This is a genomic window from Cupriavidus sp. FW305-F7 (assembly GCF_058782875.1).
This window is the reverse complement of record NZ_JBYSYC010000014.1, coordinates 22,511-37,539: the sequence shown is the minus strand read 5'-3', so window position 1 is coordinate 37,539 and position 15,029 is coordinate 22,511. Positions and strand designations below refer to the sequence as shown.

Genomic DNA, 15,029 nt, shown 5'->3' with positions numbered 1-15,029 from the left:
CGATGGAGCGCCCATGCCGCTGGACGATTTCCGCATCACCTCGGGCAAGCGTTTTCGCCTTGCCGACTTCGACCCGGGCAGCAAGCCGCTGTCGTGCGGCAAGAAAGAGGAAGACCTTGCCCGCATCATCGAGTTGAGCAACGCCCTCGACGCGCAGCAGGACATCTTCTACGCCGAGCACCGGCGCAAGCTGCTGGTGGTGCTGCAGGGCATGGATACCAGCGGCAAGGACGGCACCGTGCGCGGCGTGTTCCGCAGCTTCGATCCGCTGGGCATCCGCGTGGTGGGCTTCAAGGCCCCGTCGCCCGAGGAACTGGCGCGCGACTACCTGTGGCGCATCCACCTGCAGGTACCGAAGACCGGCGAGATCGTGGTCTTCAACCGCAGCCACTATGAAGACGTGCTGATCACGCGCGTGCACGACTGGATCGACGCCGCCGAGTGCGAGCGGCGCTTCCGCCAGATCCGGGACTTCGAGTCGATGCTAACCGAGACCGGCACCACCATCGTCAAGTGCTTCCTGCATATATCCCGCGACGAGCAGAAGGCACGGCTCGAAGCGCGCCTGGCGGACCCGGAGAAACACTGGAAGTTCGACACCACCGACCTTGCCGAGCGCAAGCACTGGAAGGCCTACATGGACGCCTACGAGGCTGCCATCATGGCGACCAGCACGCCCGAATGCCCGTGGTACGTGGTGCCGGCCGACTCCAAGACACACCGCAACCTGATGGTGGCGGAGATCCTGACCAAGGTCTTCGAGGACCTGAAGCCGGCCTACCCGCCGGCCCGGCCGGAACTGGCCACGATCAAGGTCGACTGAGCCGCCCGGCCGCCTCAGCCGCCGTTGCCGCGGTGCACGTCGTGCGTGACGAAGGGGTGCTCGCGGCTGGGCATCGCCAGCCATTGCGGGTGGCGCAGGGTCTGGCGGATATCGTCCAGCCCGCTGGTCCAGTGCTCATGCATGGTGAGCGCGCCGAACTGGTAGTCCTTGGCCAGGTTCTCGAACGACTTGTCGCGGTAGATCAGCTGGATCACATTGCGGCGCGCGTCGCAGGCCTGCTCCGCCGCGCGGCGGTACCAGGCGTTGTCGCGCTTTGACGGCGGTACCAGCGCCATCACCTCGTTGAGCATGCGGCGCAGGTTCTGCTGCTCGCGCATGTAATCGGTAATGGCCCGCGTGCGGCTGGAATACTGGATGTCCTTCTGGCGCTCGGCCACGTCGACCAGGTCGTGCGGCAGCTTGCCGCGCGCGCTCCACAGGTCGACCTGGAAGATCAGCGCGTCGCGCCGCGGCTGCGCGGTCAGCACCTCGGCCAGCGGTGTGTTCGACACCAGCCCGCCATCCCAGTAGTACTCGCCACCGATCTCCACCGCCGGAAAGCCCGGCGGCAGCGCGCCCGAGGCCATGAAGTGCTCGGGGCAGAGCTTGTCGCGGGTATTGTCGAAGTAGGCGAAATTGCCGGTGCGCACATTGACCGCCCCCACCGAGACGCGCATCAGGTCGGGGCGGTGGTTGATCAGGTCGAAGTCGGCAAAGCGCTCCAGCGTCGCCTTCAGCGGCGTGGTGTCGTAGAAGCTGGCATGGCTCGGATCCGAGTAGCGCGACATCAGCTCCGGCCAGCTGCGCGGCTGGAAGAAGCCACGCTGGCCTTCCAGCATGGCACGCGCCGCATGCAGGCCATCGAACCAGATCCGCATCGGCTCGGGCCAGCCTTCGGCATGGTCGGCGAACCAGGTGTGCGACAGACTGGGCATCCACGGCTGCGCGCAGATGTACTCCCAGAAGGCGCACAGCTGTTCCACGCGGCGCTGGGGCGGATTGCCGGCGATGATGGCGGCGTTGAGCGCACCGATGGAGATGCCGGCAACCCAGTTCGGGTAGATCCCGCCCTCGGCAAGGCCCTGATACACGCCGGCCTGGTAGGCCCCGAGCGCGCCGCCACCCTGCAACACCAGCGCGCGCACGGCATAGGCCTCATGCGCCGCCCGGTCCGGGGCCTTGGCAGCCTGGCGCACCGGCTTGCGCGGCAGCACCTGCGCGCCGCGCTCGGCCAGGGACTCGCCGTTGCCGGCTGATTCCGCCGTTGTGGATGGCGTTGCCGCCTGCCGCCCTGCCCGTTCCTGCCGCTCTTTTGCCGCCACGCCGCGCTCCCTCCCAGTCTGAAAGTCAGCCGTCCGTCCGCTGTCCGCCGAACGTGCGGAATGAGGGCGCAGGCTGGCAGCGCCCCGTTGTCATCAACGGCTTCAGACGCCGTAGCGCTGACGATAGGCCGCCACGGCCTCGCGCGAAGCCCCCAGCGCCGGGTCCTGCGACGCATCCAGGTAAGCCAGCAGGTCCTTCAGGCTGGCGATCGCGATCACCGGGATGCCGAATTCGCGCTGCACGTCCTGCACGGCGGAATGGGTGCCGACCTGCTCGGCGGTACCGCTCTTTTCCATGCGGTCCAGTGCGATCAGGACCGCGGCCGGGTCGGCGCCGGCGGCGCGGATCATGTTCACCGATTCGCGCACCGAGGTGCCGGCGGAAATCACGTCGTCGATGATGACCACCTTGCCCTGCAGCTTGGCCCCGACCAGCGTGCCGCCTTCGCCGTGGTCCTTGGCTTCCTTGCGGTTGTAGGCGAAGCCGACGTCACGTCCCATGCCCGCCAGCGCCACCGCCGTGGCCGACGCCAGCGTGATGCCCTTGTAGGCCGGCCCGAACAGCACGTCAAACTGCACGCCCGAGGCCAGCAGCGTTTTGGCATAGAATTGCGCCACCTGGCCCAGCATCGCGCCCTGGTTGAACAGGCCGGCGTTGAAGAAGTAAGGCGACTTGCGGCCGGCCTTGGTGACGAACTCACCAAACGACAGCACGCCCGCATCGAGCGCAAAGCGGATAAAGGTCTGGCTGAGATCGGCACCCGCGGGCGGTTTCTGCTGCGTCATCATTTCTCTCTGAATTCAAAATTTCCCCGAATGTTACGGATTATCAGCGCCAACCTCAACGGCATCCGCTCCGCGTCGAAGAAGGGCTTTTTCGACTGGATGGGCAAGCAGGACGCAGACATGGTCTGCGTGCAGGAATTGAAGGCGCAGGCCGCCGACATGACGGAAGCGTTCCTTGCGCCACATGGCTACCATGGCTATTTCCACTATGCCGAGAAGAAGGGCTACAGCGGCGTGGGCCTCTACACGCGCCATCAGCCCGAGCGCGTGGTCACCGGCTTCGGCATTCCCGAGTTCGACAACGAAGGCCGCTATGTGGAAGTGCAGTACCCGCACCTGGCAGTAATCTCCGTGTACGTGCCGTCCGGCTCCAGCGGCGAGGAGCGCCAGCAGGCCAAGTTCCGCTTCATGGAGGCCTTCCTGCCGCATCTTCTGCAACTGAAGGCAAGCGGGCGCGAGATCGTGCTGTGCGGTGACGTCAACATTGCGCACAAGGAAATCGACATCAAGAACTGGAAGGGCAACCTGAAGAATTCAGGCTTCCTGCCGGAAGAACGCGCCTGGATCGGTGAACTGTTCGACAGCCACGGCTATGTCGATGTGTTCCGCAAGCTGGATCCGCGCCCCGACCAGTACACCTGGTGGAGCAACCGCGGCCAGGCCTATGCCAAGAACGTCGGCTGGCGCATCGACTACCACCTGGCCACGCCCAAGATCGCAGACACGGCGCACCTGTGCTCGATCTACAAGGACGAGAAGTTCAGCGACCACGCGCCGCTGTCGATCGACTACGACTTTCCGCTCTGAGCACGGCATTTACGCCGCCCGGATCTCTTCGAGCAGTTCCGGGTGGCGATCAAGCAGCTTGAGCAGCTTGACCAGCGCCAGCGGCGGCTTGGTCCGGCCGGTCTCGTAGCGCGAGAACGCGTTGACCCCGCCGCCGAAGATCTCGGCGCCATCGCGCTGGTCGAGGCGGAGCTTCTTGCGAACGCCGGTGATATAGGCCGGATCGACAAGCGTAATCCCATCGGTACAAACCCCTGCGACCAGCCCCCATCCCCGCTACAATGCAGGTTCCCTATCGCATGCGGCAGGGGACGTTTCGCATTTCCCGCACCTCATTGAGTGAGTCAGCCATGGTTTTCAAAGTGTTCGTCGATGGTCAGGAAGGCACCACCGGTCTCCGGCTGCTTGACTATCTATCCGGCCGTTCCGACGTGGAACTGCTGCGCATTGCCGATGACAAGCGCAAGGACCCGGCCGAACGAGCACGATTCCTGAACGCCGCCGACGTCGCCTTCCTGTGCCTGCCCGATGCGGCCTCGCGCGAGGCGGTGTCGCTGGTGACCAACCCGAACACCTGCGTGATCGACGCCAGCACGGCGTTCCGCACCTCCGACAGCTGGGCCTACGGCCTGCCCGAACTGGCGCGCGGCCAGCGCGAGAAGATCCGCGACAGCAAGCGCATTGCGGTGCCGGGCTGCCACGCCAGCGCCTTCGTGCTGGCAGTGCGTCCGCTGGTGGACGCCGGTGTGCTGCCGTCCGACTACCCGGTTTCGGCGTTCTCGCTGACCGGCTACAGCGGCGGCGGCAAGTCGATGATTGCCGAGTTCGAAGCCGGCGGTAACCCGAAACTGGACAGCCCGCGTCCATACGCGCTGGGCCTGGAACACAAGCACCTGCCCGAGATGCGCGTGCAGGCCGGCCTGGCGCAGGCGCCGATCTTCAACCCGATCGTCGGCAACTTCCTGAAGGGCCTGGCGGTGACGGTGCCGGTGTTCACGGACCGGCTGGCGCGCAAGGTCAGCCCCGAGCAGATCGTCGAGATCTACCGCAAGCATTATGAAGGCGAGCAGTTCGTGCGCGTGATGCCGTACAACAGCGCCGACAACCTCGACGGCGGCTTCTTCGACGTTCAGGCCAACAACGACACCAACCGTGTCGACCTGTTCGTGTTCGGCAATGCCGAGCGCCTGAACCTGGTGGCCCGCCTGGACAACCTGGGCAAGGGCGCGGCCGGCGCGGCGGTGCAATGCATGAACGTGCATGTGGGCGCTGACGAGGCCACGGGGCTGCGCGCCTGACGCGGCAGCAGGCCCCGAATGAGGAAAAAGCCGGCATTGCCGGCTTTTTTCATTGGCGTCAGCAGACCGCTCAGCGTTGCAGCGGCTTCTGCCGGTCGTCGTCGCCGCTGTCCACCGGCGCGCCGCCCAGGTTCGCCATATTGGCGCGGTATGGCGGCAGCCTGTCCACCGTGGTATTGCTCGCGCGCGCATAGAGCGGCAGCACTTCCGGCAGGTGCTTCTCCAGGTCGGCGATGCGGCTGCGCCCGGACGGATGCGTGGACAGGAACTCTGTGCCGGACTGGCTCACCTTGCCCATCTTCTGCCACAGCGACACTGCGGCGCGCGGGTCGTAGCCGGCGCGCGCGGCGATATCCATGCCGATCAGGTCCGCCTCGGACTCATCCGCGCGCGAGAAACGCAGCGTCAGCAGGTGGGCGCCGGTGCCCAGCGCCATATTGCCAAGGTTGCCGAAGCCGAACAGCTGCGAGATCACGTTGGCACCGAGGTTGGTGATCTCTGACTTGGCGGCGCGCTCGCGCGCATGCTCCTGCAGCGCGTGGGCGATCTCGTGGCCCATCGCCATGGCGATCTCGTCGTCGGTCAGCTTGAGCTGGTCGAGCAACCCGGTATAGAAGGCGATCTTGCCGCCCGGCATGCAGAACGCATTGACCTGCCTGGAGCCGATCAGGTTGATCTCCCACTGCCACTGCCGCGCGCGCTCGTTCCAGCGTGCGGTCTGCGGCAGCAGCCGCTTGCCGATCGTGCGCAGGCGCACCAGCTGCGGGTTGTCGGCGGCGGCCAGTGCATGCTTGGCGATGGCTTCCTGCTTGAGCTGCTCGTATTCCTGCGCGGCCTGCTGCTCGATGGCCTCGACCGGCACGATCTTGCGCACGGCCGAGCCGCTGCGGTCCAGCCGGATGCCGCCAGCCTCGCTGTCCTGCGCCTGGGCGGGCATGCACCAAGCCATGGGCGCCGCCACCGCGGCCAGCGCCAGCGCGCGGACCAGACGGTCACGGGTAGGACGCTGAACACCTTGCAGGCGGCGGAGCATTTGCGGTTCCTCGGACGCAGTGGAAGACCAGGCAGGCGGATCGGTGATCCGCGGCAACGATGCCCTGCCGTGCCACATGTGGCGGGCAGGCAAACAGGTGATGCAATAATACACGGCGCCCGCGCAGCCGCGCGGCGCTTCACGCCGGCCCGTTCATGACCTTCCAGACCTATCTCGATATCTTCCGCAACCGCCGCATCGGCGCCATGCTGGCGCTGGGCTTCGCCTCCGGGCTGCCGCTGGCGCTGACCTCCGGCACCTTGCAGGCATGGATGACGGTCGAGGGGCTGGATATCAAGACCATCGGCTTCTTCTCGCTGGTGGGCCAGGCCTATATCTTCAAGTTCCTGTGGGCGCCGCTGATGGACCGCTACACGCCGCCGCTGCTGGGGCGCCGGCGCGGCTGGCTGCTGGTGACGCAGCTGGGGCTGGTGCTGGGCATTGCCGGCATGGCCTTCTGCCCGCCGCGCGAGGCGCTGTGGATGCTGGCGGCGCTGGCCACGCTGGTGGCCTTCCTGTCGGCGTCGCAGGACATCGTCTTCGACGCCTACAGCACCGACGTGCTGCGCCCGGCCGAGCGCGGCGCCGGCGCAGCGGTCAAAGTGCTGGGCTACCGGCTGGCGATGCTGGTCTCGGGCGGCCTGGCGCTGTGGCTGGCCGACCGCGTGCTCGGATGGCAGCAGACCTACCTGCTGATGGCGGCGCTGATGGGCGTGGGCATCGTCACGCTGCTGTGGGCCCCGGAGCCCGACGTGCCCGCGCGCACGCCGCATTCGCTGGAAGAGGCGGTGGTCGGCCCGCTGCGCGACTTCTTTGGCCGCCAGGGCGCGTGGTGGCTGCTGCTGCTGATCGTGCTGTACAAGCTCGGCGACGCCTTTGCCGGCAGCCTGTCGACCACCTTCCTGATCCGCGGCGTGGGCTTCTCGGCGGGCGAGGTGGGCATCGTCAACAAGACCCTGGGGCTGGCCGCCACCATCATCGGCGCGCTGTTCGGCGGCACGCTGATGGTGCGCCTGGGCCTGTACCGTTCGCTGATGCTGTTCGGCGTGCTGCAGGCGGTGTCGAACCTGGGCTACTGGATCCTGGCGGTGACGCCGCCGCACCTGTGGACCATGGGGACGGCCATTGCGGTCGAGAACCTGTGCGGGGGCATGGGCACGGCGGCCTTCGTCGCGCTACTGATGACGCTGTGCAACCGCTCGTTCTCGGCCACGCAGTACGCGCTGCTGTCGGCGCTGGCGTCGGTGGGCCGGGTCTATGTGGGGCCCTCCTCGGGCTATATGGTCGAGGCCTGGGGCTGGGCGCCGTTCTACCTGGGCACGGTGGTGGTGGCGCTGCCTGGCGTGATGCTGCTCTGGGCCATGCGCCACACCGTGCATCGCTACGAGGCCCAGGCGCGCGAAGCGATCGCCTGAGCCCGCGCCTGCCTCACTCCTTGTAGTAGACGATCTGGTGCGAGCTGGCGATCAGCTCGCCGCCGGCGCTCCATAGCTGCGCGCGCTGGTCGAAGAAGCCCTGCCTGAACACCTGCGCCTGCGCGCTGGCCAGCACGTGGCTGTCGCCCAGCGCGGCCAGCGTGTCGGCATCGGCATGGAAATAGGTGGTCATCGACACCGTGCCGGCCGGCACGAAGCCCGCGCGCTTGAGGAAGATGCGCGGATAGAAGCTGTCGGCCCAGGCCGCCAGCGCGGCGAAGTCCGGCGTGCGCGCCGGCGCGTCGCGCAGCCAGAACTGCGTCAGGCTGTCCGGATGCTCGGTGCCGGGCTCGGTGGCCGGCTTGGCGCCGCGCACCGGGCGCATGTCGTAGGACTTGAGCCAGCGCACCGGCGCAAACCCGCTCATGGCCGGGAGGGTGTCGGCCGCTGGCACCTCCGGCATCAGCGCCTCGCCGCAGACCCAGGTCTCGCGGCGCACCGCAAACATGGCGGTGGCGGTGGTGGCCACGGCATCGCCCTGGCGCAACTCCAGCGTCCAGTGCTGGGTCGAGCGGTTGGTGCGCACCGGGCGCGCCTCGATCTCGAACGGCCCCTCGGCGATCGGCCCGGCAAAGTTGACCGTCAGCGAGACCGGGTCGCCCAGGCGCTGCGGATGGTCCAGCGCCGCCTGCAGCAGCGTGGCGGCGGTGATACCGCCGAACGGGCCGATCATGTTCCAGTACTCGGGCGTGGTGCGGCCCAGGAAGCGGTGGCCGCCGGCCGGCTCCAGCGCCAGCGCGTCGTCAAAGGGATGGAGCGGGCTGGCGGCAGTGGCCGCCTGGGTCTGGGGCGCAGTGGACATGGCTGGTATGGGTTGGTGACTCGCAGGGAATAGCACGATCGTTCGATCCACTGCCTACACTAACCGTAGTCAGCGTTCGGGTCAAGACGGCAGTCCTCCAGCCGCTGGCACCGTCGCACCCGCATCAGCCTTGCGCCCGCCGCCGCAGCGGCAGGCTCCAGCCCAGTTGGTTGGCGACCACGCCCAGCAGCACCAGCGCCATGCCGGCGATCTGCAGCGGCCCCAGCACCACGCCGAACACCATCACGTCGATCACGATCGCCACCAGCGGATAGATGAAGGACAGCGTGGCGATCGACACCACGGTAAGGCGCTGGAAGGCGCCATACAGTAGCGTGTACATCACGCCCGTATGCACCAGCCCCAGCGCCAGCAGCGCGGCCCAGGTGCCGGTGCCATAGCTGCCCGCAGCAGGATGCGCCAGTGGTGCCAGCATCAACACGCCCAGCACCATCTGCAGCCCGGCAATCTGGCCTGGCGGGATGGCCTGCAGCCGGCGCGTGGCCAGGGTCGTCACCGCATACAGCAGTGCGGCCAGCAGGCCCAGACCGATGCCGGCCAGCATCGCAGTGCCAGTGGCGCCATGCTCCAGCCCGGTGATCAGCATCACCCCGGCAAAGGCCAGCACCAGCCATGGCAGCCGCGCGAACGGGAACGGCTCGCGCTGGATCACCGAGGTCAGCATCAGCAGGAAGAACGGCTGGGTGTGGTAGACCACCGTGGCAATGGCGATGCCGCTGTACGCATACGCCGAGAACAGCGCCAGCCAGTTGAGCACCAGCGTGACGCCGCCCAGCACCAGCCAGCCAAGCTGCGCACGGGTCATCCGCACCCAGCCGCGCTGCAGCGTCAGCACGCCCAGCAGCGCAGCGCCGCCGAACAGGCAGCGGAAGAAAACCACATCGAGCGGCGGTTGGCCGCTGGTGACCACGAACCAGCCGATGGTGCCAGACAGCAGCATGGCCGCTACCATGCGCCAGGCGCCACCTGGCAAGGGTTGTTGCGAGGGCATGACGGACTCCGGTCAGACAATGGCTGCATTGTTCCATCATGCAATCTGCTCAACAATCCCGTCGTCGTTCAATTAGTATTTGACCTGAAGTCAAAGGATGGGGACGCGCAATGCCGGATATGCCACTTAATGCGATGGCCGTGTTTGCACGCGTGGTCGAGTGCGGCAGCTTCTCGGCCGCCGCGCTCGACCTGGGCATGACCCCATCGGCGGTCAGCCGGCACGTCTCCCGTCTGGAAGCCACGCTCGGTGCCAGCCTGCTGCAGCGGACCACGCGCGCCTTTGCGCTGACTGAGCTGGGCCAGTCGGTCTACGCCGCCTGCGCCCGCATGACCGCCGCCGCGCGCGAGGTCACCGCGCTCGCCGGCGAGCACGGGGGCACGCCGCACGGCGTCCTGCGCGTGAGCGCTCCGGTCTCGTTCGGGCAGGCCTGGCTGGCGCCGCGGCTGCCGGCGCTGCTGGCCAAATACCCGGGGCTGGACCTGCAGCTGACGCTGGCCGACCGCATGGTCGACCTGGTCGAGGAAGGGATGGACGTGGCCGTACGCATCGCGCGCGAACTGGCGCCCGGGCTGGCCGCGCGCCCGCTGCGCGAGGTGCGCTACCGGCTGGTGGCCTCGCCCGGCTACCTGGCCCGCCACGGCACGCCGGCCACGCCCGCCGACCTGCCCGCCGCACGCTGCCTGTACCTGGGCTACGGCAACTTCGGCGAGCGCTGGACCATGCGCCACCACGCCGGCGGCGAGAAAGTGGAGGTGCGCATCCCGCCGCGCCTGACGCTGAACAACAGCCTGGCGATCATGAGCATGGTGGAACGCGATGCCGGCATCGGGCTGGTGCCGGACTTCTCATTGGGCAATGCATTGGACCAGGGCCGGGTCGTCACCGTGCTGGCCGACTGGGACATCCTCGAGCCCTACATCGGCACGGCCTACGCGGTCTACACGCCCACACGGCATGTACCGCCCAAGGTGCGCGCCTTTGTCGATCACCTTGCAGCCACGGCCGCCGACGCGCCAGCCTGATCAGGCCGCGCAGACCCGGTACACCGCCAGGCTGCCGCGCCAGTTGCCGCCCCAGTTGACGGTCACGCCCTCGTGCATCACCACGCGGTCGATCACGCGCAGGCCGACCTTGGGCGCCAGCGCCTCGAAGTCGCTGATGGTCAGCACGCGCACGTTGGGCGTGTTGTACCACTGGTAGGGCAACGATTCCGACACCGGCATGCGGCCGCGGAACACCGACAGCCGGTGCGGCCAGTAGCCGAAGTTCGGGAACGACACGATGCACTCGCGCCCCACCCGCAGCGTGTCGCGCAGCACCTGCGCGGTGTTGTGGATGGTCTGCAGCGTCTGCGACAGGATCACCGTGTCGAAGCTCTTGTCCTCGAACAGCGCCAGGCCGCCTTCCAGGTTCTGCTGGATGACATGCACGCCCTTCTGCGCGCAGGCCAGCACGCCTTCGTCGCGGATCTCGATGCCGTAGGCCTGCACGTCGAGCTCGTCCTGCAGCACGCGCAGCAGGCTGCCGTCGCCGCAGCCCAGGTCGAGCACGGTGGAGTTGGGTTCGATCCAGCGCGCGATTGCGCGGAAGTCGGGGCGCAGCGCCAGGATATTGGGATTGGCCAGGGCGTTCATGCGCCGATCTCCTCTGCGATGCGGTCGTAGTAGGCGCGCATCAGGTTGTGATAGCGCGGGTCGTCGAGCAGGAAGGCATCGTGGCCGTGCGGCGCGTCGATCTCGGCGTACGAGACCGGGCGCTTGTTGTCCAGCAGCGCCTTCACCAGCTCGCGGCTGCGGCTGGGCGCAAAGCGCCAGTCGGTGCCGAAGCTCGCCACCAGGAAGCTCGCCTGGGTCTGCGCCATCGCGCGCGTCAGGTCGCCGCCGAAGGCCAGCGCCGGGTCGAAGTAGTCGAGCGCGCGCGTGATCAGCAGGTAGGTGTTGGCGTCGAAGTACTCGGCGAACTTGTCGCCCTGGTAGCGCAGATAGCTCTCCACCTGGAACTCGACATCGAACGAGAAGCGGATGTCGTCGGTCTTCAGCTCGCGGCCGAATTTCTCGGCCATGTCCTCGTCCGACAGATAGGTGATATGGCCGATCATGCGCGCCACGCGCAGGCCGCGCTTGGGCTTGACGCCATGCGCGTAGTAGTTGCCGCCGTGGAAGTCGGGGTCGGACAGGATGGCGCTGCGCGCGACCTCGTTGAAGGCGATGTTCTGCGCCGACAGCTTGGGCGTGGACGCGACCACGATGCAGTGGCGCAGGCGGTCCGGGTACAACAGGCTCCAGGCCACCGCCTGCATGCCGCCCAGGCTGCCGCCCATCACCGCGGCGAATTGCGTGATGCCGAACGCATCGGCCACGCGCGCCTGCGCATTGACCCAGTCTTCCACCGTCACCACCGGAAACGCCGCGCCGTAGGGCGCACCGGTGGCCGGGTTCAGGCTCATCGGCCCGGTCGAGCCGAAGCACGAGCCCAGGTTATTGACGCCGATGACGAAGAAGCGATTGGTATCGAGCGGCTTGCCGGGCCCGACCATGTTGTCCCACCAGCCCACGTCGCGCGGGTCTTCGGCATAGACGCCGGCCACATGGTGCGAGGCATTGAGCGCGTGGCACACCAGCACCGCGTTGGAGCGGGCCGCATTGAGCGTGCCATAGGTCTCGACCATCAGGTCGTAGCCGGCAATGGACGAGCCGTTGCGCAGCTTCAGCGGCTCGGCAAAGTGCATGCGCTGCGGCGTGACCACGCCGACCGAATCGGGCGGCAGGTCGAACGCGGCAGGCGCGGCGGTCGGCAGGGCGACATCAGTCATGGAATCCGGCCCGTGGCGAACGGGCATAAAAAAACCCGACCGGCATTTGCGTATGAAGCGTCGCAGCCAAGTCGGGATTCACTGGATTCCTTGCGGGATTCCGCGTGCCGGCGCCATCCACTACCGTGGTGGCATGGGGCGCCGACCCAACCTCTTTAGCCGCATTTATAGTGGCAACCCGGAACTTGGTCCCTTGGCTGCCGCGCGCCCGCAAGCCAGTCATCAAATCGGCGCGACCGGGCAATTATAGAGCAATCGGCCCGGCGTGTTGTTTTCAGCTCAGCAAGACCCGCAGGTGCGCCTCGGCATGGTCCGACGGCGACTTGCGGAAGCCGCTCTTGGCATAGCGGTGCCACTGTCCCTGCACCGCCGCCATGATCAGCGCCGCGCGCGCCGGGATGTCGGCATCCGCGGGGAACGCGGCCTGCGTCACCGCCATCTTCAGGCACTGGCGCAGCGAGGCCTCGATGCGGTCCACCAGCTGGTTGATGCGTTCCTGCAGGCGCTCGTGCTCGCCCACCAGCGCCTCGCCGGTCAGCACGCGCGTCATGCCCGGGTTCTTCTCGGCAAACGACAGCAGCATGCGCACGATGGCGTGGGCCTGGCGCAGGCCGTGCTCTTCCTTGTCGGTGATCTGGTTGATCAGGCCAAACACGGTCTGCTCGATAAAGCCGATCAGGCCTTCGTACATCTGCGCCTTGCTGGCGAAATGGCGGTACAGCGCCGCCTCGGACACGCTCAGGCGCGCAGCCAGCGCGGCCGTTGTGATCTTCTCCCCGCGCGGGTGCTCCAGCATGGTGGCCAGCGTCTGCAGGATCTGCACGCGGCGCTCGCCCGGGCGCGGGCGCTTGCGCGCCGGCGTGGCGGGCGGCTGGCCTCCGTCCTGCGCATCCTGCGCACTGCCTGAAATGACCGCCTCCGGCTCGCGCCCGTTGCTTTGCGTCATGACCCGATTCTCCGCATTCGTCGTTGGAGTTGATGCATCGATTGTACTTTTATGTTCACATAGGCCGGCCGGTTCGGCACGCGGGCGCGCACGCGCGGCACGTTGTCGGGCTGCGCCTGCGGTGCCTGGGTCTCCGCGGCCACCAGCGTCACCGACTGCTCCTGCGCGGCATGGCCGACATGGCGCCGGTCCTCTGCCTCCAGCGTCGAGCGTACCGCGGCATCGCGCCGGCTGCCGTCGTCGCGCACCGCGGGCACCTCATGCGGGCGCGATGGCGCGATCGTGCGCAGGTAGCCCGTCACCCAGGCGGTGCGGATGCCAGTGCCGGCATAGCGCTTCAGGTGCGACACGGTGTCTTCCACCAGCACCGCGCGATGCGGGGCAATGCGGGTCTGCACCAGCAGCCGGCGCAGCATGCGGCGGTCCGGCTTGGGCCGCAGGTGGCCATGCACCCACATCTGCTCGATTGCCACCACGCGCTCGAAGCAGTGCCGTATGCCCGCTATCTCCAGCACCGCCCGCGCGTAGTCCTGTGGCGCATTGGTGACCAGGATCTTGCGCCCCGGCAGGCGCCGCAGGTGCGCGGCCAGCCCGCGCCGCACCCGCACCATGTCGGCCAGCTCCGGGAATTCATGCGCGGCGCGCAGGAAGTCAGCCGGATCCACGCCGTGGTGCCGGATCATGCCGAGCAGCGTGGCGCCGTAGCGCTGCCAGTAGTCCACGCGCACGCGGCTGGCGGTGGCCTCGTCGCAGCCGAGCACGCGCGCCACGTAGTCGGTCATCAGCCGGTTGATGGCCGGGAAGATCGCGTGCGAGGCGTCGTGCAGGGTGTTGTCGAGATCGAACAGCCAGACCGTATCGCCCGAGGTATTGCCCGCGGGGCGGCGGCAGAGGCGAGCGCGGACACGGCGCGGAGAAGGAAGACTGGAAGGCACGCCGGGCAACTCGGAGGGTGATGGGATGATCGGGGCGGCCGGCCGCTGCCGGCACCGCCCCGAGGCTCCGCTCAGTGCGAGCGGATCATGGTGCCGAAGGCCTGCTCGGTCAGGATTTCCAGCAGCAGCGAATGCTCGATGCGACCGTCTATGATGTGCACCGAATGCACGCCGCTCTTGGCCGCATCCAGCGCCGACGAGATCTTCGGCAGCATGCCGCCCGAGATGGTGCCGTCGGCGAACAGCTCTTCGATCTCGCGTGCGGACAGGTCGGTCAGCAGGTTGCCCTTCTTGTCCATCACGCCCGGGATGTTGGTCATCATCACGAGCTTCTCGGCCTTCAGGATCTCGGCCATCTTGCCGGCAACCACGTCGGCGTTGATGTTGTAGGCCTGGCCGTCGTCGGAGAAGCCGATCGGCGAGATCACCGGGATAAAGGCGTCGTCCTGCAGCGCCTTGACCACCGCGGGGTTGATCGCCTCGATGTCGCCCACATAGCCGATATCGATGAAGGCGCCCGGGTTCTCGCGGTCAGGCATCTGCAGGCGCTTGGCGCGGATCAGGCCGCCGTCCTTGCCGGTCAGGCCCACGGCCTGGCCGCCGTACTGGTTGATCAGCATCACGATGTCCTGCTGGACTTCACCGCCCAGCACCCACTCGACCACTTCCATGGTCTCTTCGTCGGTGACGCGCATGCCCTGCACAAAGGTGCCGACCTTGCCGACCTTCTTCAGTGCCTCATCGATCTGCGGGCCGCCGCCGTGCACCACCACCGGGTTCATGCCGACCAGCTTGAGCAGGATCACGTCGCGCGCGAAGCCGTGCTTGAGCTTCTCTTCGGTCATGGCATTGCCGCCGTACTTGACCACGATGGTCTTGCCGTGGAACTTGCGGATATACGGCAGGGCCTCGGCGAGAATCTCGGCTTTCAGCGCGGGAGCAATGGCGGCCACCGTGGTTGCGGCAGGCCCGGGGTTGTCGGCGTTCATGGGGGAC

15 protein-coding genes and 1 pseudogene are annotated in these 15,029 nt (G+C 67.5%); 5 read left to right on the top strand and 11 right to left on the bottom strand.

Annotation, left to right across the window (positions count from 1 at the left end; all coding sequences use genetic code 11):
- Positions 1-13 precede the first annotated feature (13 nt).
- The gene (locus AC3WL8_RS15115) at positions 14-823 is read left to right on the top strand and encodes a polyphosphate kinase 2 family protein (RefSeq protein ID WP_013955305.1); all 810 of its coding nucleotides are present in this window, start codon (positions 14-16) and stop codon (positions 821-823) included.
- Positions 824-837: 14 nt separating this feature from the next.
- On the opposite strand, the gene AC3WL8_RS15110 is transcribed toward AC3WL8_RS15115, so the two are convergent.
- On the bottom strand, positions 838-2,145 hold the full coding sequence (locus tag AC3WL8_RS15110; protein ID WP_013955304.1) for a patatin-like phospholipase family protein: 1,308 nt from the start codon (positions 2,143-2,145) through the stop codon (positions 838-840).
- A 102-nt stretch (positions 2,146-2,247) separates the two neighbouring features.
- Positions 2,248-2,934: an orotate phosphoribosyltransferase gene (gene pyrE / locus AC3WL8_RS15105; RefSeq protein WP_153954914.1), complete on the bottom strand. Its 687-nt coding sequence runs from the start codon at positions 2,932-2,934 to the stop codon at positions 2,248-2,250.
- A gap of 27 nt (positions 2,935-2,961) precedes the next feature.
- Here pyrE and AC3WL8_RS15100 point away from each other — a divergent pair, with 27 nt between their 5' ends.
- On the top strand, positions 2,962-3,738 hold the full coding sequence (locus AC3WL8_RS15100) for an exodeoxyribonuclease III (RefSeq protein ID WP_013955302.1): 777 nt from the start codon (positions 2,962-2,964) through the stop codon (positions 3,736-3,738).
- Between the two features lie 9 nt (positions 3,739-3,747).
- Here AC3WL8_RS15100 and AC3WL8_RS15095 read toward each other — a convergent pair.
- Positions 3,748-3,951: pseudogene (locus AC3WL8_RS15095) on the bottom strand (type II TA system antitoxin MqsA family protein); the annotation flags it as partial.
- A gap of 116 nt (positions 3,952-4,067) precedes the next feature.
- On the opposite strand from AC3WL8_RS15095, the gene argC reads away from it, so the two are divergent.
- On the top strand, positions 4,068-5,015 hold the full coding sequence (gene argC / locus AC3WL8_RS15090; protein WP_013955301.1) for an N-acetyl-gamma-glutamyl-phosphate reductase: 948 nt from the start codon (positions 4,068-4,070) through the stop codon (positions 5,013-5,015).
- Positions 5,016-5,085: 70 nt separating this feature from the next.
- On the opposite strand, the gene AC3WL8_RS15085 is transcribed toward argC, so the two are convergent.
- Entirely contained in the window at positions 5,086-6,048 is a 963-nt protein-coding gene (locus tag AC3WL8_RS15085; RefSeq protein WP_153954913.1) for a M48 family metallopeptidase, read from the bottom strand.
- A gap of 155 nt (positions 6,049-6,203) precedes the next feature.
- Here AC3WL8_RS15085 and AC3WL8_RS15080 point away from each other — a divergent pair, with 155 nt between their 5' ends.
- Complete coding sequence (locus AC3WL8_RS15080; RefSeq protein ID WP_013955299.1) at positions 6,204-7,463, top strand: muropeptide transporter; 1,260 nt, start codon at positions 6,204-6,206, stop codon at positions 7,461-7,463.
- A gap of 13 nt (positions 7,464-7,476) precedes the next feature.
- Here the strand turns inward: AC3WL8_RS15080 and AC3WL8_RS15075 are convergent, their stop codons facing one another.
- Positions 7,477-8,325 carry an acyl-CoA thioesterase gene (locus AC3WL8_RS15075; RefSeq protein ID WP_153954912.1) on the bottom strand — a complete coding sequence of 283 codons (849 nt, stop codon included), beginning with the start codon at positions 8,323-8,325 and terminating at the stop codon, positions 7,477-7,479.
- A gap of 124 nt (positions 8,326-8,449) precedes the next feature.
- Complete coding sequence (locus tag AC3WL8_RS15070; RefSeq protein WP_013955297.1) at positions 8,450-9,337, bottom strand: DMT family transporter; 888 nt, start codon at positions 9,335-9,337, stop codon at positions 8,450-8,452.
- Between the two features lie 110 nt (positions 9,338-9,447).
- Here AC3WL8_RS15070 and AC3WL8_RS15065 point away from each other — a divergent pair, with 110 nt between their 5' ends.
- Positions 9,448-10,362, top strand: coding sequence for a LysR family transcriptional regulator (locus tag AC3WL8_RS15065; protein WP_153954911.1), 915 nt, complete (start codon positions 9,448-9,450; stop codon positions 10,360-10,362).
- Here AC3WL8_RS15065 and metW read toward each other — a convergent pair whose 3' ends face one another.
- The 5 genes from metW to argB form a co-directional block, all read right to left on the bottom strand.
- A complete protein-coding gene (gene metW, locus AC3WL8_RS15060) occupies positions 10,363-10,974 on the bottom strand; it encodes a methionine biosynthesis protein MetW (RefSeq protein ID WP_013955295.1) in 612 nt (203 codons plus the stop codon).
- The gene (metX, locus tag AC3WL8_RS15055) at positions 10,971-12,152 is read right to left on the bottom strand and encodes a homoserine O-succinyltransferase MetX (protein ID WP_153954910.1); all 1,182 of its coding nucleotides are present in this window, start codon (positions 12,150-12,152) and stop codon (positions 10,971-10,973) included. Before metX ends, metW begins: the two co-directional genes overlap by 4 nt.
- A gap of 274 nt (positions 12,153-12,426) precedes the next feature.
- A complete protein-coding gene (slmA, locus tag AC3WL8_RS15050) occupies positions 12,427-13,098 on the bottom strand; it encodes a nucleoid occlusion factor SlmA (protein WP_013955293.1) in 672 nt (223 codons plus the stop codon).
- Positions 13,095-14,033 (bottom strand): pyrimidine 5'-nucleotidase, encoded by a 939-nt coding sequence (locus AC3WL8_RS15045; protein WP_013955292.1) that lies wholly within the window; start codon positions 14,031-14,033, stop codon positions 13,095-13,097. The genes slmA and AC3WL8_RS15045 overlap by 4 nt, the downstream gene beginning before the upstream one ends.
- Positions 14,034-14,104: 71 nt before the next feature.
- A complete protein-coding gene (argB, locus tag AC3WL8_RS15040) occupies positions 14,105-15,022 on the bottom strand; it encodes an acetylglutamate kinase (RefSeq protein ID WP_010813296.1) in 918 nt (305 codons plus the stop codon).
- Positions 15,023-15,029 lie beyond the last annotated feature (7 nt).